Source organism: Thiomicrorhabdus sp. ZW0627, from assembly GCF_029767005.1.
Lineage (GTDB): Bacteria > Pseudomonadota > Gammaproteobacteria > Thiomicrospirales > Thiomicrospiraceae > Thiomicrorhabdus.
Genome location: NZ_JARUQR010000006.1, coordinates 63,094 through 85,678, shown reverse-complemented (window position 1 = coordinate 85,678; position 22,585 = coordinate 63,094). Strand labels below are relative to the sequence as shown.

General features: G+C 48.8%; 18 protein-coding genes. 11 read left to right on the top strand and 7 right to left on the bottom strand.

The features are described from left to right. The first annotated feature begins 141 nt into the window (after positions 1-141). The 4 genes from glyQ (at position 142) to QCB45_RS10715 (ending at position 4,489) form a co-directional block, all read left to right on the top strand. Positions 142-1,062 (top strand): glycine--tRNA ligase subunit alpha, encoded by a 921-nt coding sequence (glyQ, locus tag QCB45_RS10730; protein WP_279421006.1) that lies wholly within the window; start codon positions 142-144, stop codon positions 1,060-1,062. After that, on the top strand, positions 1,062-3,140 hold the full coding sequence (gene glyS / locus QCB45_RS10725; RefSeq protein WP_279421005.1) for a glycine--tRNA ligase subunit beta: 2,079 nt from the start codon (positions 1,062-1,064) through the stop codon (positions 3,138-3,140). Before glyQ ends, glyS begins: the two co-directional genes overlap by 1 nt. Before the next feature lie 87 nt (positions 3,141-3,227). Next, positions 3,228-3,770, top strand: coding sequence for a D-glycero-beta-D-manno-heptose 1,7-bisphosphate 7-phosphatase (gmhB, locus tag QCB45_RS10720; protein WP_279421004.1), 543 nt, complete (start codon positions 3,228-3,230; stop codon positions 3,768-3,770). After that, on the top strand, positions 3,767-4,489 hold the full coding sequence (locus QCB45_RS10715) for a lysophospholipid acyltransferase family protein (RefSeq protein WP_279421003.1): 723 nt from the start codon (positions 3,767-3,769) through the stop codon (positions 4,487-4,489). The genes gmhB and QCB45_RS10715 overlap by 4 nt, the downstream gene beginning before the upstream one ends. Before the next feature lie 108 nt (positions 4,490-4,597). Here the strand turns inward: QCB45_RS10715 and QCB45_RS10710 are convergent, their stop codons facing one another. From QCB45_RS10710 to pdxH, 3 genes are all read right to left on the bottom strand, one after another. Then, a complete protein-coding gene (locus QCB45_RS10710) occupies positions 4,598-6,373 on the bottom strand; it encodes a methyl-accepting chemotaxis protein (protein ID WP_279421002.1) in 1,776 nt (591 codons plus the stop codon). A gap of 126 nt (positions 6,374-6,499) precedes the next feature. Beyond that, positions 6,500-7,183, bottom strand: a complete 684-nt coding sequence (gene ung, locus QCB45_RS10705) for a uracil-DNA glycosylase (protein ID WP_279421001.1) — start codon at positions 7,181-7,183, stop codon at positions 6,500-6,502. 24 nt (positions 7,184-7,207) lie between these two features. Then, on the bottom strand, positions 7,208-7,864 hold the full coding sequence (gene pdxH / locus QCB45_RS10700) for a pyridoxamine 5'-phosphate oxidase (RefSeq protein WP_279421000.1): 657 nt from the start codon (positions 7,862-7,864) through the stop codon (positions 7,208-7,210). Positions 7,865-7,931: 67 nt separating this feature from the next. Here pdxH and parE point away from each other — a divergent pair, with 67 nt between their 5' ends. Continuing rightward, a complete protein-coding gene (gene parE, locus QCB45_RS10695; RefSeq protein WP_279420999.1) occupies positions 7,932-9,818 on the top strand; it encodes a DNA topoisomerase IV subunit B in 1,887 nt (628 codons plus the stop codon). A 65-nt stretch (positions 9,819-9,883) separates the two neighbouring features. Here the strand turns inward: parE and QCB45_RS10690 are convergent, their stop codons facing one another. Continuing rightward, the gene (locus QCB45_RS10690) at positions 9,884-12,598 is read right to left on the bottom strand and encodes a methyl-accepting chemotaxis protein (protein ID WP_279420998.1); all 2,715 of its coding nucleotides are present in this window, start codon (positions 12,596-12,598) and stop codon (positions 9,884-9,886) included. A gap of 270 nt (positions 12,599-12,868) precedes the next feature. Between QCB45_RS10690 and QCB45_RS10685 the strand changes: the two genes are divergently transcribed. Beyond that, on the top strand, positions 12,869-14,059 hold the full coding sequence (locus QCB45_RS10685; RefSeq protein WP_279420997.1) for an EAL domain-containing protein: 1,191 nt from the start codon (positions 12,869-12,871) through the stop codon (positions 14,057-14,059). 19 nt (positions 14,060-14,078) lie between these two features. Further along, positions 14,079-15,218, top strand: a complete 1,140-nt coding sequence (locus tag QCB45_RS10680) for a histone deacetylase (RefSeq protein WP_279420996.1) — start codon at positions 14,079-14,081, stop codon at positions 15,216-15,218. Positions 15,219-15,239: 21 nt separating this feature from the next. Here the strand turns inward: QCB45_RS10680 and QCB45_RS10675 are convergent, their stop codons facing one another. Beyond that, the gene (locus tag QCB45_RS10675) at positions 15,240-15,596 is read right to left on the bottom strand and encodes a PilZ domain-containing protein (protein WP_279420995.1); all 357 of its coding nucleotides are present in this window, start codon (positions 15,594-15,596) and stop codon (positions 15,240-15,242) included. A 157-nt stretch (positions 15,597-15,753) separates the two neighbouring features. Next, the gene (locus QCB45_RS10670; RefSeq protein WP_279420994.1) at positions 15,754-17,196 is read right to left on the bottom strand and encodes a protein adenylyltransferase SelO family protein; all 1,443 of its coding nucleotides are present in this window, start codon (positions 17,194-17,196) and stop codon (positions 15,754-15,756) included. Positions 17,197-17,417: 221 nt separating this feature from the next. Between QCB45_RS10670 and QCB45_RS10665 the strand changes: the two genes are divergently transcribed. The 4 genes from QCB45_RS10665 to QCB45_RS10650 all read left to right on the top strand — a co-directional run bounded on the left by QCB45_RS10665 (position 17,418) and on the right by QCB45_RS10650 (position 21,756). Further along, complete coding sequence (locus QCB45_RS10665) at positions 17,418-17,708, top strand: heavy metal-associated domain-containing protein (RefSeq protein WP_279420993.1); 291 nt, start codon at positions 17,418-17,420, stop codon at positions 17,706-17,708. A 23-nt stretch (positions 17,709-17,731) separates the two neighbouring features. Beyond that, complete coding sequence (parC, locus tag QCB45_RS10660; protein WP_279420992.1) at positions 17,732-19,960, top strand: DNA topoisomerase IV subunit A; 2,229 nt, start codon at positions 17,732-17,734, stop codon at positions 19,958-19,960. Between the two features lie 163 nt (positions 19,961-20,123). Further along, a complete protein-coding gene (locus QCB45_RS10655; protein WP_279420991.1) occupies positions 20,124-20,966 on the top strand; it encodes a motility-associated protein in 843 nt (280 codons plus the stop codon). 55 nt (positions 20,967-21,021) lie between these two features. Further along, entirely contained in the window at positions 21,022-21,756 is a 735-nt protein-coding gene (locus tag QCB45_RS10650; protein WP_279420990.1) for a flagellar motor protein MotB, read from the top strand. Positions 21,757-21,782: 26 nt separating this feature from the next. On the opposite strand, the gene moeB is transcribed toward QCB45_RS10650, so the two are convergent. After that, entirely contained in the window at positions 21,783-22,550 is a 768-nt protein-coding gene (moeB, locus tag QCB45_RS10645; RefSeq protein ID WP_279420989.1) for a molybdopterin-synthase adenylyltransferase MoeB, read from the bottom strand. Positions 22,551-22,585 lie beyond the last annotated feature (35 nt).

Below are 22,585 nucleotides of genomic sequence, written 5' to 3'. Positions count from 1 at the left end.
CGTTTTGCATAAAACTTAAGGTAAGTGCTTCGTAACAGTCCTAAAGTCTCAATAAAATACGTTATAATTAGCGGATTTTACACGCTTTAACAGAATTTTACAGGCATCTGCCTTATTTTTAAGTTTTAAGAGGTTTTGATTGTGTCTTCACAAGCAGCAACGGATATTCGCACCTTCCAAGGATTGATTCAAACCCTGCAGGCGTTTTGGGCCGAGCAGGGCTGCGTCATTATGCAACCTTACGATAATGAAATGGGGGCGGGAACATTCCATCCGGCCACCTTCCTAAGATCGATTGGGCCTGAGCCATGGCGTGCGGCTTATGTTCAGCCATGCCGTCGTCCTACGGATGGTCGTTACGGGGAAAACCCGAACCGTTTGCAGCACTATTATCAGTTTCAGGTCATGTTGAAGCCGTCTCCCGACAATATCCAGGAGTTGTATCTGGACTCGTTGCGCATGTTGGGAATCGATCCTCTGGAACATGATATCCGTTTTGTCGAGGATAACTGGGAATCACCGACTTTGGGTGCCTGGGGACTAGGCTGGGAAGTTTGGTTGAACGGGATGGAAGTAACCCAGTTCACGTACTTCCAGCAAGTAGGCGGATTGGAATGCCGTCCGGTTACCGGTGAGATCACTTATGGTCTAGAGCGAATCGCCATGTATTTGCAAGGGGTCAATAGCGTGTATGACCTGACTTGGGTTGAGGGGCCGGAAGGCAAAGTGACTTACGGTGACGTTTTCCATCAGAATGAAGTGGAAATGTCGACCTACAACTTCGAAAAAGCCGATACCGACAAGCTGTTCCGCGTGTTTGACGAATGTGAAGAAGTGTTCGCCAAGCTGGTCGAAGATAAATTGCCTCTGCCTGCTTACGAGCAGGTTCTTAAAGCTTCGCATGCATTCAACTTACTGGATGCGCGTCACGCGATTTCGGTTACGGAGCGTGCGCGCTTTATTGGCCGTGTCCGTACCATGGCGAGACAGATTGCCGAAGCTTATTACGAAGGACGTGAAGCGCTTGGGTTCCCATTAGTCAAAAGTCAGGAGGAAAAATAATGGCTGATTTGAAACAAACTGAAGATTTTTTAGTTGAAATCGGTACAGAAGAGCTACCTCCTAAAGCGTTGAAGAAATTAAGCACCGCGTTTGCCGACGGAATCCTGGCAGGCCTGTCGGAAGCGGAACTGGCACATGGAACCGTTCACATCTATGCGGCACCACGTCGTTTGGCTGTGATGATCGAAGGCATGCAAACTGTCCAGGCCGACAAGACCGTTGAACGTAAAGGGCCGGCTAAGAAAGCGGCCTATGATGCCGACGGCAACCCGACAAAAGCGTTGGAAGGTTTTGCTCGCGGTTGTGGCGTCTCGGTTGACCAGTTGATCGAAATCGACACCGATAAAGGTGTCTGGATGGCGTACAACTTGGAGCAGAAAGGGCAGCCTGCGACCGAATTGTTGGCCGATATTGTCAACCAGTCGTTGGCGAAATTACCGATTCCTAAGCGTATGCGCTGGGGAAGTTCGGACGTCGAATTCGTGCGTCCGGTACATTGGGCGTTGATGTTGTTGGGTGAACAGGTCGTCCCTGCGACGATTCTCGGTCATGAAACGTCAAATACTACCCGTGGTCACCGTTTCCATGTACCGGAAGAAATTAGCATCACTACACCGGCTCAGTACAAGTCAAAATTGGCTGAGCAGGGGTATGTTATGGCCGACTTTGAAGAGCGTGCACAACGCATCCGCGAACAGGTCGAAGCGGTCGCGAAACAGGCCGGCGGTATCGCTCAGATTGACGAAGACCTGTTGGAAGAAGTCACGGCATTGAACGAATGGCCGGTTGCCATCGTCGGTGATTTCGACGAGTCGTTCCTAGCGGTTCCGTCGGAAGCGTTGGTTTCCGCGATGGCAGGACATCAGAAGTATTTCCATATGTTGGATGCTAACGGTAAATTGATGGCGAAGTTCATTACCATCAGTAACATCGAAAGCTCAAACCCTGAATCGGTCAAGTTCGGTAACGAGCGAGTCATTCGTCCTCGTCTTTCGGATGCCAAGTTTTTCTGGGATCAGGATCGCAAGCAGCCATTGGATGATTTCTTGCCTCGTCTTAAAACAGTGGTATTCCAGCAGAAGTTGGGAACTTTGTTCGACAAGGTGGAACGTCTGGAAACCTTGACCGTTAAAGTCGGTAAGCCTTTAGGTGTTTCTGTGGAAACTTGTGAGCGTGCTGCACGCCTTTCCAAATGTGACTTGATGTCTGAAATGGTCGGTGAATTCCCTGAGCTTCAGGGTGTGATGGGTCGTTATTACGCCCAGGAACAGAATGAGTCTGCGGAAGTGGCCGATTCGATTGACGCGCAATACCAGCCGCGTTTCGCGGGTGATGAACTGCCTTCAACGGCGTTGTCACAGGCGTTGGCAATTGCCGATAAGTTGGACACTATCACCGGTATTTACGGTATTGGTCAGGTTCCGACGGGTGACAAGGATCCGTTCGCATTGCGTCGTGCCGCTTTGGGTCTGTTGCGAATCATGATTGAAAAAGAGGTGGATTTGGATCTGCGTCTGTTGATTCAATACGGTCTGGAACTGCATGAGCAAGTCGATGCCGATGAAAAATTGGTCGATGAAATCTACGACTTCATCATCGGCCGTTTGCGTGCTTACTATGCCGATCAGGGTGTCAGCGCGGAACAGTTTGAAGCGGTTCGCGTCTGCCGTCCGGCACATCCGGTCGATTTCGCTAAGCGAATTCAAGCGGTGCAGAAGTTCAGTGAAATGGAAGCGGCGGAAAGTTTGAGTGCTGCGAACAAGCGTATCAACAACCTGTTGAAGAAAGTTGAAGGCGCGATTCCGGAGACTGTCAACGAAGACTTGTTGGCGGAAGCCGCTGAACAGGCTTTGTGGAAAGAGTTGGAAGCTTTGCGTGAACTGGTCAGTGATCAATTGGCTGGTCGTGATTATGCGGCGGCGATTGAGACAATGTCGACGATCCGAGGCAGTGTCGATCTGTTCTTCGATGAGGTCATGGTCATGGCGGAAGACGACAGTATTCGTTTGAACCGCTTGGCGTTATTGAATCAGATCTATCAGCTGTTCCTGGAAGTGGCCGATATTTCACGTCTGTGATTTACATAGCCTAAGGCCGTAATCGAAATATGGTTTGATTCAGAATTCCCGCTTCGGCGGGAATTTGTATTTTACGAGAGTGAATTTATGCAACAAAAGATCATCGTCTTGGACCGTGATGGTGTCATCAACGAGGATTCCGACGCTTATATTAAATCTCCGGATGAATGGCATCCTGTGCCAGGGAGTCTGGAAGCGATTGCGCGTTTGAAAAAGGCGGGCTGGCTGGTTGCTGTGGCGACCAATCAGTCCGGAGTTCGCAGAGGGTATTATGATCGAGCGACTTTGAGTGCCATGCACTTGAAGCTTCAGGCACTGCTTGCAGAACAAGGCGCCAAGGTGGATTGGATCAATTTTTCCCCTTACGTCGGTGACGACCAAACACCGTGCCGCAAGCCGTCGACGGGTATGCTGCAAGCGATTGAGAATCGTTTTGGTGTCTCATTAGAGGGGTGTCCGATGGTAGGGGATACCTTAGCGGATATGAATGTGGCCTTGGCAAAAAATATGCAGCCATATCTGGTGCGCAGTGGAAAAGGTGAACGAACTCTGGCCACCCAGGATCCGGTGCTGGAAGGCATTCCGGTTTATGACAATCTATTGGCCGCAGTGGAGGCGATATTACAATGAAGTTTTTTTGGTTTATTGGGTCGTTACTGTACGCGATTGGGCAGACGGTATCCATGATTCTATTTTCGGTCTTGGGTCAGTTCACCCGTCCGTTTTCGTTTCAAACACGTTATGCATTTATGCATTATTGGGCGCGTTTTTGTCTGACCTGGTTACGTTGGACATGCGGCTTACGATATAAAGTTCATGGTATGGAACATGTCGATGAAACTCAGCCGGGGTTGATTTTGTCGCGTCATGAATCGGCTTGGGAGACTTTGGCTTTTCAGCAGATTTTTCCACGTCAGGCGTATGTTCTGAAAAGAGAATTGTTGAAAATTCCTTTTTTCGGCTGGGGTATGAAACTGTTGCATCCGATTGCAATCGACCGTTCCGCAGGCCGTCAAGCCTTGAATCAATTGTTGTCCGAAGGTCAGGCACGTTTGAAGCAAGGGGACTGGATAGTGCTGTTTCCGGAAGGAACTCGGATGCCGCCTGGTCAAATAGGGAAAATTAATGTCGGCGGCGCCATGTTGGCGAAGAAGGTGAATTGCCCGATCTATCTGGTGGCGCACAATGCGGGCAGTTATTGGCCTAAGAACAGTTTCATCAAGAGACCGGGATTGATCGAGATGCACATCAGTCCGCCGTTGGATGTATCGGAGATGAGTGTGGCTGAAATCAATCAGGCTATTGAAGATTGGTATAGCCGTTTTCTGGAAAAACCGGATAACAAATGACGAAACACCGAAAAAGCTCCGGTCTTCGTGAATGGGGTAAGCGATAAAAAATGGTCAGGCCTGTTCATAAGAACGGGCCTGATTTGTTTTAGCGTAGTGAAAGTTAACTTATGATCGGTTCGGCAAACAGAGCGAACCGTCGACCGTAAACAGCAAAACTTCTTCCGTTAGCTGCTTGGCCTGCTGTACCAGTTTGTAGGAGTGGTTCGAAGTTTCTTCCACCATACGGGTATTCTGCTGGATACCCGCATCCAGATCACTGATTGCCTGATTCACCTGTTGAATACCTTGCGCCTGTTCTTGGGCGCTGGTGGTGATTTCAACGACGATGTCGTTGACTGTCTGTATGCTCAGGTTGATCTGGTCAAACGCTTCACTGCTTTGATTCAGTTGGTCGGCTCCTTCATTGACCTGATGTACGACCTCGTCGATCAGTTCTCGAATTTCCTTGGCTGCATCGGAAGACTTTTGAGCCAGTGTTCGGACTTCTCCCGCTACGACGGCAAATCCTCTTCCTTGTTCTCCTGCACGAGCCGCTTCCACAGCCGCATTCAGAGCCAATAGATTGGTTTGGAAGGCAATGCTGTCAATCATTCCGATGATGTCGCTGATGCGTATGCTGGAATTTTGAATCTGTTGCATCGACTGTACGGAACAGTTCATGACCTGTAGACCTTCATGTGCGAGTTGTCGAGTGTCTTCGGTCAGTTGGCTGGCACGCATAGCGCTGTCCGCTGTCTGGCTGACAGTGGAGGTCATCTCTTCCATGGCGGCAGCGGTCTGTTCGATGGATGCCGCTTGCATCTGAGTGCGTTCTGCTAATTCCTGGTTGCTCTCGGAAATCAGGCCGATATCGTTGTTGACCATGTTCGACGTCTCGCTGACCATCTGTAATGTTGAATTCAGTTGCAACGTGGTGTTGTTGAGCTGTTGCTTGACCACTTCCATTTCACCGGAAAAGTTCTGATTAATCTGATAGGTCAGATTTCTGTCTGCTAAAGACTCAATGGATGAGTTGATCGCGTTGAGACCGTTTTCAAGTGTGTCCAGCGCATTGTTGATATAGGATTTCAGTTCGTTAAGTCGGCCATTGGCTTGGACGTCGATGCGCTTCTTCAATTCGCATTGGGAAACTTGTTGCATGATTTGGTTGATGTTGTCCACGATTTGATCCATTGAAATCATGGCGTTGTCCACTTTTTGCTTTAATTCCCCCTGAACCGAGCTGTCCATGCGTGCCGTAAAGTCGCCTTGGGCGATGGCATCGGCCACTGATTCTAAAGAGTGCATGGTATGCGCCACACTTTTGATTGAGGCGTTGACATGGTTTTTGAATTCCAACAGGTCTCCGCCGACTTCCACTTCGATTGTTTGGTCGAATTCTCCGTTGGCGACTTTGTCCAGGTGGTAGTTGGTTTCATTGAAAATGGATTTCAGGTTTTTGGTCAGGTGGTTGAAACTGTGTTGCACTTGGCCGACCTCATCTTCGAATTTGACCGCGAGCTGTTCCGAAAAATCGTTGCTTTGGGTGATTCCGGTGATTCCTTTCTGCATCTGACTCAAGGGTCTCGCGATTTTGACGATCAGGGTCGCGTACATCAGAATTATGAAAGCGATCACGGCCACCAGTACGGCAAAAATAAAGTAGGTCGTAAGCTGATTCACTTTGACGATGCTGGTTTCGAGTTGATCGGCTTGCTGTTTTGCTGCGGCCTGATCAGGTGCTGATTGATACTGTTGCCAGTGTTCGTGGATCTCTTGAGTATCCGACTTGATCAAAGAAAAGGCTGTGGTGAAGAAGATGCCTGCCATGATCATCATTCCTAATAGCAGGGTACTTAAAGTAGAGATTTTGGTGCGGCTCCATAGACTTGGTTGTTTCACGTGCTCTCCCTGGAATCACTTGATTGAGTTGCAAGAGAATAGCACGTGATTATCAGTATAGATACCTGAATTTTTACATGGAGTAATAAGCGTATTTAATGAGAGGTTATGTCATGGGAACTGGATTTACAACTGCCAATTAATGGGTGTTTTTTGATGCAGTTGTAAATACTCATTGGTCTGCGAAAAGGGACGGCTCCCGAAAAATCCTCGGTAGGCTGACAGAGGAGACGGGTGGGCGCTTTCCAGAACCAGGTGACGGCTGCGATCAATAATGCGGCCTTTTTTCTGGGCGTAGCTACCCCAAAGAATGAATACGCAATGCTGTTTCTCGTCGTTCACAGCTTGGATGATTCGGTCGGTGAATTGTTCCCAGCCTTTGTTTTGATGAGAATTGGCTTTGTTGGCTTCGACCGTCAGTACGGCATTGAGCAGCAATACGCCTTGTTCCGCCCAGGGTTGTAGGTATCCCGTGTGACTGTTGTCCACGCCGACGTCACTTAATAATTCTTTATTAATATTCAACAGGGATTTTGGCAGAGGCTTCACATCCGGTTGAACCGAAAAACATAAACCGTGGGCGTGTCCCGGTGTCGGGTAAGGATCTTGACCTAGAATGACCACTTTGGTTTGTTCGAAAGAAGTACTGTTCAGTGCATTGAACCAGAGTTCTTTTTGCGGCAGGATGTGTTTGCAGGCAGATTGTTCTTCATCGAGAAAGCGCTCTAGCTTCTGCATGTAGGGTTTATCAAATTCGGTGCCAACGATGTTGGTCCAACTGTCTGAAAGTTTGGTAAGGATATCTTGCATGATTTATGGGTCGAGCAGCCTTTATTATGGCGCCAAGCGGTCTATCGACCAGGCCTGTTCAGTTTCATTTTGGACTTTTTGGTAGCGGAAACGGTCGTGCAGACGGTTTGGACGCCCCTGCCAGAACTCGAAGTTATGCGCTAGAATTCGGTATCCGCCCCAATGTTCCGGATGCGGGATTGTTTGCTGGTCGTATTGTTCGCTGGCTTTCATCATGTTATTTTCCAAAGTAGTTCGGTCAGGCACGACCTGGCTTTGTTTGGAGATGAATGCCGCCAATTGACTGTCTCTTGGTCGGCTTTGAAAATAGGCTTCGGATTGTTCGGCGGAAATCTTTTCAATCCGGCCTTCTATGCGGATCTGGCGGTCCATGTCCGGCCAGAAGAATAACAGGGCGACTTTGTCATTGTCATCGAACTGATGGCCTTTGGCACTGTCGTAGTGGGTATAGAACACAAAGCCGTTGCGGTCGAAAGCCTTCAAAAGCACGATACGACTGTGCGGCTGTCCTTCAGCGTCGACGCTGGATACCGACATCGCCGTCGGATCGCAGATTTTCTGTTCGATTGCCGCTTCCATCCAGTGTGAAAATTGCTCGAACGGATCGCTTTTGAGCGAATCGCGGTTCAGTTGTGCAAACTGGTAGTCACGGCGTTCTTGATGGTAATCTCGATTTGGCATGGTTCTATGATATGATTCTGAAATTAATGAAATTTATACATCATTTTATCACTAGGAGTCTTCATCTGTGAGTGGAAACTACAACGCGGCGGAAATTGAAGTATTAACCGGTTTGGACCCAGTGCGAAAACGCCCTGGAATGTACACGGACACGACACGACCAAACCATTTAGCACAGGAAGTGATCGACAACAGCGTCGATGAAGCGATCGCCGGGTTCGCAGATGAAATCACTGTCACACATTATGTCGACGGTTCCATGAGCGTACTGGACAACGGACGTGGAATGCCGGTCGATATCCACCCGGAAGAAGGCGTTCCCGGTGTCGAAGTCATCATGACCCGTCTGCACGCCGGTGGTAAATTCTCCAATAAGGCCTATAAGTTCTCCGGTGGTCTTCACGGGGTCGGGATCTCGGTAGTCAATGCGCTTTCCAAGAAAGTCGAGATTCAGATTCGCCGAGACAGCAAGCTTCATCAGATCACATTCGAGAATGGCGAAGTCTCGGAACCGCTAGAAGTAACGGGTAAAGTCGGTAAGAAGAACACCGGTACGTTTGTGCACTTCTGGCCGGACGCCAAGTTTTTCGATTCTGCCAAATACGCGTTGGGTAAATTGAAGCACTTGTTGAGAGCCAAGGCGGTGTTGAGTCCCGGACTGAAAGTGACGTTTGTTGACGAAACCAATAATGAGACCGAAGTCTGGCATTTCGAAAACGGTTTGCAGGATTATCTGAATGAAGCCTTGGACGGTTTGGAACGTTTGCCGGAAAGCGGTTTTGTTGGTGAAAGCCAGACCGATTACGAAGGCGTGTCCTGGGCGATCGCTTGGCTGGTAGAACCGAGCGAAACCCTGTTGGAAAGTTACGTTAACCTGATTCCGACGCCGCAGGGTGGTACCCACGTCAACGGGTTGCGTGCCGGAGCCACCGACGCCGTGCGTGAGTTTTGCGAATTCCGAAATCTGATTCCACGAGGCGTTAAAATCACCCCGGAAGACGTTTGGCAGAATGTGGCATTTGTGCTTTCCGCCAAGGTGCATGAACCGCAGTTTGCCGGCCAGACCAAAGAGCGTTTATCGTCGCGCGAGTGTGTGCCGTTTATTTCCGGCGTGGTGAAGGATGCTTTGAGTCTTTGGTTGAACCAGCATACCGAAGTGGCCGAAAAGATCGCCGAGTTGGTCATTCAAAACGCCAGCAATCGTAGCCGCAAAGCGAAAAAAATTACCCGTAAGAAAATCACTTCCGGTCCCGCATTGCCCGGCAAGTTGGCGGACTGTACCGAGAGTGATCTGACCCTGACGGAACTGTTTCTGGTGGAGGGGGATTCCGCCGGCGGTTCCGCCAAACAGGCGCGTGACAAAAATTACCAAGCGATCATGCCGCTGAGAGGTAAGATTCTGAATACTTGGGAGGTTGAATCCGGACAGGTTCTGGCTTCTCAGGAAATACATGATATTAGTGTCGCCATCGGCGTCGATCCGGGCTCGGAGGATCTGAGTAGTTTGCGTTACGGTAAGATTTGTATCCTTGCGGATGCCGATTCCGACGGTGCGCACATCGCCACTTTGATTTGCGCTTTGTTTGTCCGACATTTCCCGAAACTGGTTGAGCAAGGGCATGTTTATATCGCCATGCCGCCTCTATATCGTATCGACGTCGGCAAGAAGGTGTTCTATGCTTTGGACGAACATGAGCGTCAAGGCACGATCGATCGCATCGAAGCGGATAAATTGCCTGGCAAGATTCAGGTGACGCGATTCAAAGGGTTGGGTGAGATGAATCCTCTTCAGCTCCGTGAAACCACCATGATGCCGGAGACTCGCCGCTTGATTCAGTTGCAGCTGGATCCGATGGAACGCGAAAATGAGATGATGGATATGCTTTTGAACAAGAAACGTTCGGCCGACCGTAAGGTGTGGTTGGAAGACAAGGGTGATCTGGCGGAAGTTTAAGTCGTTCAGCTTTCTCAAAAAAGCCAACAGGCCTGTTGGCTTTTGTTTTTGTTCATTCAGCAGTATTAAAACTCACCCCATTCCGAGTTTTGGGGCTTGGGGGATTTTCCGGAGAAGTCGTCTATGACCGTTTTATCCAGTAATCCGGCGGTTGCCTGATTTTCAGGTGAAGCAGGTTTGGCCAGTTTGACGGTCGAGTTTTCAATGGCTTGTCTGCCTACCGCTTCTTCCAAATGATCGATCGCATCCATGACCTTGTCCGATAGGGTTACAAATTTATCTTTTACTTCTTGGGCCAGTTCCAGATTGCCTTCTTCCTTCGCTTGTATGACTTGTCCCAAGGTTTCATGGAATTGTTTGTGGATTGTTATCAGAGACTGCATGGCTGGAAGTCCATTATATTTCTGACCTTCGCTCAGAATCCATTTTCCAAGTGGGCAGCTTTTATAGTCTCGAGCGGCTTGGTGGTCAATGTCGGTTTTTTGGTCAGCCAATAGGTTTTCGAGTTTGACGTTCCAAGACAAGTGCATCATTTTCGCTTCGGCGAAATCGATGCTTTTAGCTAAAGAATGGTTGCTGACTTTCATGTCGCCGAGTTTGAAACGGTCGACGAATTCCGCCTGGGTCGTGGCCTGAGAATTCATATTGCCGGCGGTGGCAGAAAGTTGTTCGACCAGTGCCGCGTTTTGTTGTGTCATCTGGTCCAGATTAGCGACGGCCTGATTGACTTCGGAAATGCCTTTGGCTTGCTCTGCGGTTGTGGTCGAGACCTCTGAAACCAGGGTTTCCACCTCGTGGATTTTATCCACCATTTCCTGGAAGGCGAGGCCGGTTTGATTCACCAGTTCGGTACCTGTTTCGATTTGTGAAGAAGCGGTGGTGATCAAGGCGGAGATCTCTTTAGAGGATTCCGCTGATTTCTGAGCCAGGTTGCGTACTTCGCCAGCCACCACCGCAAAACCGCGGCCATGCTCTCCGGCACGTGCCGCTTCTACGGCGGCGTTGAGTGCAAGCAGGTTGGTCTGGAAGGCAATGCCGTCAATGACGCTGGTGATTTCGCCGATCTTTTTGCTAAGCTCGCTGATGCCGTTCATAGCCTCCATGGTTTTGTTCATGACGCCAACGCCGTTTTCAGCTTGTTCTGCCGAATCGTGGGCGATCTCGTTCGCTTTTTCCGAGTGTTCGGCCGAAAGTTGCAGGGTGGCTGTCAGTTCTTCCATGGTCGCTGCGGTCTGTTCCAGTGAAGCCGCCTGTTGTTGTGTACGGTCCGAGAGATCTTCACTGGCGACTGCGACCTCCTTGGACATGTTACTGATCTCTTGTGATCCAAGCTTGACCTTGCCGAAGGTGAGGGCGATGTTAGAAAGTGCGTTATTGATCGCTACTTTCATGGCTAAGAGCTCCCCTTCGAATTCGCCGTGTAGTCGTTGGCTGAGATCACCGTCGCTCATATGGGATAGGATGATGTTCAGGCTCTGGGTGGTCTCTGCAAAGCTGTCGAGGAGTTGGTTGATCGAGAGTGAAAGCGTTTTTTCGAATCCGCTCAGGCGTTCTACTTGGATTCGTCCATTCAAATTTCCTTTCGCTGCATCGGAAACGATGTGTTCGATTTCGTCTTCAATCGCGAGTTGAATCGTCATCAGCTTCCATTCCGCAACGGTTCCGATGCGATCATGTTTTTCATCAAATATCGGATCGACAACTAGGTCGACGATTTCTTTGCCCAGATGGATGCGGGCGTTATAGGTTTTAGTCAGATTTTCCAATATGGACTGTTGATGTTGAGGGTGTTTATGAAAGACATCTATGCTTTGACGAATTAGATTGTCAGCATCGAATTCCGGCAGGTCTTTCTGGATGTCCGCCTCGATTTTCTTAAGCATTTTTCTGACGGACTGGTTCATGAAAATGATGCTTCTGAAACGGTCGGCGACCATGATGTTGGACGAGGCTGAGTCAAGAGCGCTTTCAATACGTTTTGCGTTATTCAGTGACGCTTTGGTATCGTCAAAGTCTGCGCCAAGTTTGATCTGCATGGATTTGAGACGCCCGAGTACCCGGCTGATCAGACTTTTCCCCTGGCTTTTGATCGGATTATTGAAATTTCCTTCGGAAATCGAGGTGATGTATCCTTCCAGTTCTTTTAAACGTTTGCCGTTAACGTGTGTTGCATACAGGATCACCAAGATGATTAGAATGTCGAAGATTTCAAAGTAGGAAGAGGGAATGCCTGTATTGATCGTCAGGGAGGTGAATATTGAAATCAAAAGAAGCGATGACAGAAAAGAAACGATCGTGGTCAGGTTGAAGTGATTGAAAATGTCAAACCGGCTTTTGAGTGTTTGGATTTCACCGTTGACCAGTTTTATTCTCCCCGTGCTTATGTCGTTGTAAGCCTGGGTAGCAATGTGTTTCTGTTCTTCGGATGCAGGGGTTCGGACTGACATGTAACCGACAATTTCGCCTTTTTCGAAAATGGGGGTGGCGTTTGCCACCACCCAGTAATGATCACCGTTTTTTCTTCTGTTCTTGACGATTTGCGACCAAGGTTTTCCGGCTTGGATAGTGCTCCAGAAGTCTTTGAAAACCGCTGCGGGAACATCCGGATGACGCAGAATGTTGTGCGGTTTGCCGACAAGTTCTTTCCAGTCGTAACCACTGGCTTCGATAAAAGCTTCGTTCGCTTCAAGAATGTTTCCGACCAGATCGGTGCGGGAAACGATCGTCAAATCCTCTTTTAAGAAATATTCCTGCTGAGTGACGTTGGGGCTGTTCGACATCTTCTAATCGCTCTTATTTAATGCGGTAAATTACTAGGTTGGAATATATGTGTTTAAGTTTACTACTTCTAATAGATTATTTATATAGATCAATTAATTAGGCGGTTTTTAGCTTGTTTGGGTTTTTCTTTTGGGGCAGATTGAGTCTGTTAAGGAAGGGGGAATAGCTTATTTACCGTGAAAATTTTGTGGAAAGCTTGTAAATACGCAATATGGATATATAATGCGCACTTTTGCTTAATTTATAAAATGTTTATTTAGGTGTGCATTATGGTGACTGCTTCCGATATTTTTATTGGCCGACAGCCGGTATTCAACCGGAACTTGGAACTCGCAGCTTATGAATTGTTGTTTAGAAGTCATGGTTCTGAACGTTCGGCCGAGTTCGACTGTCCGGATCATGCCACTGAGACGGTCATCTCAAACGCCGTTCTGGGGTTTGGTATGGAAAAGCTGGTCGGCCCCTTTAAAGCTTATGTGAATTTTCCGGAGTCTTTTTTCCACGAAGAGGTCGATCCGCCTTTTAATTCTAAGTTCATTGTCATTGAGGTGCTTGAGAATATACGTCCTACGGAACAAGTGATTTCGGGTTTGCAGAGACTTAAAAACCTGGGTTTTAAAATCGCTTTGGACGATTTTGTCTTTAAAAGAGAGTATTTGCCGCTTCTTGATTTGGCCGATGTCATCAAGATTGAAGTAAACAAGATTTCTCTAGATAAGATTGATTTACTTTGTTCGAGTATCAGACGAATTACCGATGCAAAGTTATTGGCCGAAAAGGTTGAAACCCAAGAAGTCTATCAGGCCTGCTTGAATGCAGGATGTGATCTGTTTCAGGGGTATTTCTTCGCAAAACCGGATGTGCTTCAAGGCAAGAAAATCTCGGCGGCCAGACTGAATCTGTTGGAACTTTTGAAGGCAATCACCGAGCCGAATGTAAATTTGGAAGATTTGGAAAGTATCATAAAACGTGATGTAGGCTTGTCGCACAAACTGCTGAAGATGGCGTGGCACTATCGTAGCCGGACGATGCCGGAGTTTAGTGATATTAGACAGGTTGTCGTGTTTTTCGGATTACGAAGAGTGCAAGCCTGGAGTACTATGCTTTCTCTGTCTAGTACTGGTGAAGTGGTGCCGGAAGTGTTTGTAATGGCGTTGACACGTGCAGAATTTATGAGAACGGTGGCTATTGAAGAAGGACTTGGGTTTGAAGATTCGTTTTATTTGGCAGGACTGTTCTCATTGTTGGATGTGATTATGAATCAACCAATGGAAGATGCATTGATACAGTTACCATTGGATAACCGAATTATAGAAGGGGTGATCAATGAGAGTGGGGACTATGGCCGTCTTCTGAATATGGCAAAATCGTTTGAACAGAGTAAAATGCAGGATCGAGGCGCTGCTTACGGTGCCGTGTACTTGCAGGCGTTTAGGGAGGCGCTCGCAGTTTTAACATAACCGGTTTGGGAGGGATTGTATGCAGGGACGTCGGCGATTTATCGAAAATGTATTGAAACTCGGACTGATGTCTACGGCTACATTGGCGGGCGTTAGCTGTGGAATGCCTGTCAAACCCGGTACACAACGAACAGGTGTGGTGTTGGATGAACTGTACTTTAAACATGACCTGCCCGAGCACCCTGAAAACGCACAGCGTTTGGTGGCGATTGACAAAGAACTGGAACGCAGAGGATTGTGGGATAAGTTAACGCCGGTTCAAGCCCGTTTGGCGACCAATGAAGAATTGCTTTGGGCGCATTCTCAGAACTACATCGATGAGATAGAAAGTATCAGCGAATACGGCGGCGGTTTTTTTGACCCTTATGTTGGCGACACCTATTTGAATGAGGTGTCGTTTGACGCCGCAAAAATGGCGGCCGGCGGCGCGATTCAAATGAACCTTGCAGTTTATGATCGACAGGTAGATAACGGTTTCGCCTTGCTTAGACCTCCGGGGCATCATGCTTTGGAAAGTAAGGCGATGGGCTTTTGTCTGTTTAATTCGGATGTGATTGCCGCCCGAGCCTTGCAAAAGTACCGTGGCGTGAAACGGGTGGCGATTGTCGATTTCGATGTTCACCACGGTAATGGGACTCAGGATTTAACGATTGATGATCCGAGCATCATGGCCGTTTCGATCCATCAACATCCATATTGGCCAATGACCGGCTTGGCGGAAATGACTGGTACCGGAGAAGCTAAGGGTACCAATGTAAATTGTCCTTTTGGAAGTGGTGCAGGTAATCAAGCCTATCTACGAGTGTTTGACGAGGTGATTCTACCTAAGTTGCAAGATTTCAAGCCGGAACAGATTATTGTTTTCGCCGGTTATGACGCTCATTGGCGAGATCCTCTGGCTGAGCATAGAGTGAGTGTTGACGGTTTCAATCATTTATTACAGCGTCTAAAAAGGACGGCGCAGGATTTGTGTGGTGGGCGTCTGGCACTTTCTTTGGGTGGCGGCTATGAGCTTGAACCTTTGGCGCATTGCGTTGCCGGGAATTTCGAGGTGTTGTTGGATGAACCTTTGACACCGGATCCGCTGGGGGAATCCCCTCGTTTGGAAAACGACTATTCGGAACAGCTGGAAAAATTGAAAAGCATTCACCGTGTATGACGGTGAGCTTGCTAGGCGTGGTCAGTCTCTGATAATACGTTGGCCAAGCGTACTGAGGCGGTGTTTATAATTTATATAGTCTTCGATTGCCGCTTGGTCACTTTGGGAAGGGTTGTTGAACTCGATTGCCAAATAAATTTTGTCACCGGCATTATGTCTGTGGGTGACCTTCCCGACCATTGTCAGTAGCATAAAGTGTTCGAAGGCAGGTAGTTCAAATTCGACTTCAAGCTCGGTGCCGATTCTTGCTCCTCTTGCCGTAAGTACGCCAATCCAATTCGGTGACAAATCGACCAACTGTGCCTGAGCCTGCCCATTTCGGCCATAAAGCGTAATTTTTCGGTCGGTTTTGACGGAGTTTTTGATCTCTGAGTCCATGAGGTTTGTATTTCTTATTTTTATTCTAAAATCCCCTTTTTTTAATCCGTCTTAGAATTCGGCAAAAGAAGTAAAAGCACGTTGACGGTTTTATTTTATTACAAAACTCATCATCGTGTTTTAAGTTTGTGGTTTCGAGAATTAAACGCGTGTTTGTTCAGGAAGAGCAACTAAGAGCAATTCCCTTTTGGGCGGGGGATTGAGGGGGCTTGTAGTAGCGCTCGGGCAAGGCCGGGTGTTGTTCAAAAGGATTTCTAAGGGCTTCGAAGCAGGTATTCAGTAACGTAAAGTCGCCTTGTTCCGCGGCTTCAATGATTTCCTGATTAATGTAGTTGCGCAATACGAATTTGGGGGTGTTCTGTCGTATTCGTTCGCTGCATTGTTGCGGTTCGAGTTCCAGAGCACGACGAACGAAATAACGTTGCACCCACTGACGCCAGTTTTTCGAATCGGGTAGCCATTCGGAATCCAGGCAGGCCTGTTCGGTTTCGAATTCGGACAACTTTAGAAAGAACTGTTGGAAATCCAAGTCGGACTGATCCATTAATATCAATAAATCGGCTACCATTTGGCGGTCTTCTTCAAAATCTTCTTTAAGCCCTATTTTGGCGCGCATTTTATCCAAGTAGCTTCTGTTATAGGTTTCGACGTATTCGTTGATGGCCGCTTCCTGCTGCTCTTGGGAAATTCGGGTTCCAAACGAGGCCGCCAATACCTGACAGTTCCATAGCCCGATATTGGGTTGTTGGCTGTAGGCGTACCGGCCTTCGGTGTCCGAATGGTTGCAGATATAATGGATTTTGAAATCGTCCATGAAGGCGTAGGGGCCGAAGTCGAAGGTTTCGGCGGCGACCGACATGTTGTCGGTATTCATGACGCCGTGGCAGAATCCGACGGACTGCCAGCTGGCAATCAGTTCGGCGGTTTTTTGGCAGATAGTGGTTAGTAGTTGGCTGAATTTTTCATTTTCATCGAGATGGCGCAATTCCGGGTAAACCGTTTCTATGACGTAGTCGGCAAGTTGGGAGAAACCTTCGTCATCCTGTTGCTGTGCCAGCCATTCGAAATGACCGAAACGGACATGGGTTTTGGCGGTTCGGATATAGCTGGCACGGGGTTCCATCTGTTCGCGCCAGACGGTTTCACGGTTGTGGCATATTGCCAGACAGCGGGTGCTTGGTATGCCCAAAGCGTGCAAAGCTTCCCCGCCCAGATATTCGCGGATGGCGGAGCGTAATACGGCGCGGCCGTCACCTCTTCGGGAATATGGGGTCTGCCCGGATCCCTTGAGGTGAAGATCCCATGCTTGCTGTCCTAAATCTTCGCACTGTCCTAACAGTAGGCCTCTGCCGTCGCCTAAGTCCGGATTGTAGTAACCGAATTGATGACCGGTGTATTTTTGAGCAAGAGGGTCACAGCCTTCTGGCAGATTTTGCCCTGAGACCATTTTCAGAATGGCGCTATCGGTTAAAGAAAGGTTGAGTGCTTTTTCCAGGGGTTGGTTGCGGTGAACCAGAATCGGATCGGCCAAAGCTTCGGGTTGTACTCTGGTGAAGAAGTGATCCTGGAGTTGCGTATAACGGTTGAAAAAGTGCGGCATGGTTCTCTGTTCTGCTCGGATTCGATAATGACTTATTGTATCTCGGAACGTCTTATTAACCTAGTGTTCTACTTGGTTATTGAGTCTGGTTAGCGTGTTTTTGGGTTGGCTGGAGAGATGTGATTAAAAGTTATTCTCTGGAGATACATAGGTTATGGAAGTGTGTTAGATTATTGCGTTGTAATGGATAAATGTTACGGCGTCTATGCCAAGGTGGTGGTATGAGCTTGGAAATATTAGTTGAGAATATCAAATGCGGCGGATGCGCCAACAGTATTCGCAAGCAGTTGTTGGATTTGGATGGTGTCGAGCAGGTCGATGTAGACGTGGCTGAAGGCAAAGTGCATGTTGTAACCTATGGAGAGGAAGACGAAGCGTCGCTTTGCGAACGTGTCTTACAGCAGTTGCATAAGATGGGCTATCCGCAGGTCGGCAGTGTCGACGGCTTGCGAGCAAAAGGCGCCAAGGCGAAATCTTTTGTTTCTTGTGCCGTGGGCAAATTAACCGATTAAGAGCACTAAGTTAGGAGTGAATTGTGTCTCAGCAAGTGATTAACTATGAAGGGATTGAACAGTTACCTGTAGCCAGTTTTACCGAAAAAGCCTATTTGGATTATGCAATGTATGTCATCCTCGACCGTGCTCTGCCGCATATCGGGGACGGTTTGAAGCCGGTGCAACGCCGGATTGTTTACGCAATGTCCGAGCTAGGATTGAAGTCCAGCGCGAAATACAAAAAATCCGCCAGAACCGTCGGGGATGTGCTCGGTAAATTCCACCCGCACGGCGACAGCGCTTGTTATGAAGCCATGGTCTTGATGGCTCAGGACTTCTCCTTCCGTTATCCGTTAATCGACGGCCAGGGTAACTGGGGTTCGATGGACGATCCGAAATCGTTTGCTGCGATGCGATATACCGAATCCAGATTGTCGAAATTCAGTCAGTTATTGCTTGAAGAGGTCGGGCAAGGAACCGTCGATTGGACGCCTAACTTTGACGGCACGTTGGACGAGCCACTGGTGTTGCCGGCTCGCGTGCCTCACGTATTGCTCAACGGTACTTCGGGGATTGCCGTGGGGATGGCGACTGATATTCCACCTCATAATCTGAAGGAAGTAGTGAATGGTTGCGTGGCCTTATTGGAGAATTCCAAGTTGACCACCGAAGAGTTGATGGAATACATTCCTGCTCCCGATTACCCGAATACCGCTCAGATCATCACGCCTAGAAATGAATTGTTGAAACTTTATGAAACCGGGAACGGTGCCATCCGCCAGCGTGCCAGTTATCACGTCGAGGACGGCGTCAATGTGGTGATCGATGCGTTGCCATATCAAGTGTCCGGCGCCAAACTGCTTGAACAGATCGCATCGCAGATGCGTGCCAAGAAGTTGCCGATGGTGGTGGATCTAAGGGATGAGTCGGATCATGAGAATCCGGTGCGTTTCGTCCTTGAGTTGCGCTCGAAGCGCGTGGATGTTGAAACGGCCATATTGCACTTGTGTGCGACGACGGATCTGGAAAAGAGTTACCGTGCTAATTTCAATATGATTGGGTTGAACGGCCGCCCACAAGTCAAGAATTTGAAAGCGATGTTGTCCGAGTGGTTGAGTTATCGTACCGAAACCGTTCGCCGCCGTTTGCAGTATCGATTGGATAAGGTGTTGGCGAGATTGCACATCCTTGAAGGGATGATGGTCGCTTTTCTTAATATTGACGAAGTCATCGCCATCATCCGTGAAGAGGAAAAGCCGAAACCGGTGTTGATGGAACGTTTCGGTTTGTCCGATATTCAGGCCGAAGCTGTTCTTGAACTGAAACTTCGTCATTTGGCTCGTCTGGAAGAGATGCGAATCCGTACCGAACAGGCCGAGCTGGAAGCGGAAAGGCAGAAGCTCGAAAAGACCCTTGGTAGTGCGGCGCGTTTGAAAACATTGGTTAAGAAAGAGTTGATGGAGGATGCCGAAAATTACGGCGATGACCGCAAGTCTCCATTGATTGAAGCGCGTTTGGCACAGGCGATGAGCGAACAGGATCTGTTGCCTTCCGAGGCGGTGACGGTTGTCTTGTCTGAAAACGGCTGGGTACGCGCCGCGAAAGGGCATGATGTGGAAGGGGAGAGCCTGGGATATAAGTCCGGCGACTCTTTCTGTAGCCAGGCCAGCGGGCAAAGCCGCCAGACCTGTGTGTTCCTTGACGACACGGGTCGGGCATACGCGTTGCCGGCACACAGCTTGCCTTCGGCTCGTAGCCACGGTGAGCCTTTGACAGGCCGGTTGAGTCCACCTGCAGGCGCAAGCTTTAAGCATGTTTTGATGGGGCAAGGAGACGATCAGGTGATTCTGGCTTCATCGGCGGGTTACGGTTTCACCACGGCATTGGAGAATTTGTATTCTAAAAACAAGGCGGGGAAAGGCGCGATCAGCTTGCCGGACAAATCCAAGGTGTTGGCTCCAGTGAAAGTGCAGCAGGACGATTGGGTTGTTGTTGTCACAGATGAGCCGAGAATGTTGGTGTTCAAGGCAGAAGAGTTGCCTTCTCTGGCAAAAGGGAAAGGGAATAAGTTGATTCAGATGCCGAAAGGACAGTTGGTTAATGCAGTGTTTGCCTTCCAGCCGGGTAGTAAGTTGAGTCTGGTTGCAGGAAAATATGAGAAGACATTCGGGCCAACGGCGATCGAAGAAGCATTTTCAGCGCGAGCCAAACGCGGTATCGTTCTGCCGAGGACGTTGAAGAAAGTCACCTCTATTCAGGTTGCGCCATAAAACATTATGGGCTAAATGCACATTGGTATGGGTTTTGCTTTTTCGGTAATGCGAAGAGATCTGCCAGCAAAAACGGATTTTAATTGGTTGGTTTTACAGTATACGAAAGAGTTTGAAATGGATTGGATTGAACCCTGAACAGTTTATTAAAGTGACCTGATATATGTTTGCAAAACCCATTGGAATTATCATTATCCTGCTTAGCTTGTTGGGCGGTTTCGTCTTGATGGGCGGAAAGTTGGGCGCGCTTTGGCATCCATCGGAACTGGTGGTGATTTTAGGTATTTCATTGGGGGCGTATTTGGCGTCGACGCCAGTTTATATCTGGATGAGGACGCTGACTTACATAGGACGTTTTTTTGCCGGTGAGCGAGTCAATAAAAAGCTCTATGCCGAAACATTAGGGTTGTTGGAAGAACTGGCCCGTCTATCACGTTCGTCCGGAATGCTGGTTTTGGAAAAGCATATTGTCAGCCCGGAGAATAGCCCTATCTTTATGCACTATTCCCAAGTGATGAAACACCCCAGTCTTAAGAAATTCATTGTCGACAACTTCAGCTATATGCTGCTCAACCCACCTGCCAGTCTGAATTTCCAACACCATCTTGAGAACCAGATCGACGATATTTACCAATCTATGATGGAAGTACCGAAAGCGTTAGGAAAGGTTGCCGACTGGTTACCGGGCTTCGGGATCGTTGCAGCGGTGCTTGGTGTCATCATCACCATGGAGATGTTGGGTGGTGAAATGGATGTGGCCAAGATCGGTACGGCAATTGGTGCCGCTTTGGTTGGAACTTTGACCGGGGTGTTTGTCGCTTTTGCCGTCGTCGCGCCTTTTGTGCATTCGGTGGAGGTGATGATTCGTCAGGATCGTTCATTGTTTGAGATGGCCGCGGCGTTTATCGAGGCTTATGAAAGCGGCGTTTCACCAAACCTGGCGGTCGAGATCGGGCGTCAGCGTGTGCCACCTGAATTTGAAGTTCCTCGTGACGAGGGCCGATAATCGTGCGCTTAAGCTGTGAAATGAATACAGAACCGTTTGGTTTGAAGGTGGAGTGATGGGACGTCGTGGAGGACATGACGAAGGGGGCGCGCACGGCGGTTCCTGGAAAATCGCCTTAGCCGATCTGATGACGGTGTTGATGGTGTTCTTTCTGGTTATGTGGCTGATGGCTGTTGTGGAGCCGGAAAAACGCAAGGCGTTTGTAGATAGCTTGACAGGGCAGGAACCGCCGGCACCGGTGAGCCTTTTGGATCAGACGGCTGCCCAGCCGGGAACGGAGATTAATTTACTGGATCTCCGACCACCTGTCACGGAGCAGGAGATCCGAGAAACGCTTGATAAGGTAAATCCGCGTGATATCGATATTGAAGACGGCCCGGATTTCACCAAGATTACTTTGCGATCGGACAGTTTCTTCGAGAGTGGCCGTGCCACAATCAGTGACAATACTCGTGAGCAGATTGAGGCGCTGGGCGAAACCCTAATGGGAAGAGGTCAGAAGATGGTGATTGCCGGTTACACCGATGATTTACCGATCAGCAACTTTCAGTTTCCGTCTAACTGGGAGTTATCGGCTGCGCGTGCCGCAACGGTCGCGCGAACGTTTATCTACATGGGCTTGGATAAGAACCTTGTCACCATTGAGGGGAATGCCGATAACGAGCCGGTTGTGCCGAATGATTCGGCTTACAGTCGATCTCTGAACCGTCGTGTGGTGATCCGTATCGACAAGCATCAGGTCGGCAGAAAACCGATCACGAACCCTGTTACGAATCCGGTACAGCCTTAGGCCGTCTCCAGCAGGTTTGATTTAGCTCAACCTTTTCCGCAGTGGGCGCAATTCTCGTCTTTTTTCAGGTTGAGTGTACGGATCTGCATGGTATAGGCATCGACAATCATCAGTTTTCCGGTCAGCGTCGGTTGATCAAGCAGCGCCTTAATTGCCTCAATCGCCTGCATGCTGCCCATCATGCCGACAACCGGTGAAAGTACGCCGTTCTGGCTGCAGGTCAATTCCACCCCGTCTTCCTCTTTGTATAAACACTGATAGCAAGGGCTGTCCGGTTTGCGGAAATCGTAAGTGCTCAGTTGACCTTCCCAGCGGATTGCCGCTCCGGAAACCAGCGGTTTTTTTGCTCGGTAGCAGGCACGGTTGAGCGCAAAGCGCGAAGCGAAGTTATCGGTGCAGTCGAGTACGACGTCGGCGTCATCGATCAAAGTCTGAAGTTCCGTCTCTTCCAGTTGATGATTGATGGTGTCTATATGGATGTGATGGTTGAGTGCCGCCAGGTTTTGTTTGGCTGATTCCACTTTGGGTTGGCCGATATTGGCTTCACGATGTACGACTTGTCTTTGAAGGTTGGAATCGTCGACTTCATCGAAGTCCACCAGGGTCAATTTGCCGATTCCGGCAGAGGCAAGATAGAGCGAGACCGGAGAGCCCAAGCCGCCCAGACCGAAAATTACGGCGTGCGATTGAGCCAACGTCAACTGGCCGCTGTAGTCGATTTCCGGTAACAGGATCTGGCGGCTGTAGCGTGACAGTTCTGCATCGTTAAGTTCGGTTTTCAACAGGTTTGACATGGTTTTTCTTCCGGTTTGGATTCTATTTATTTTAA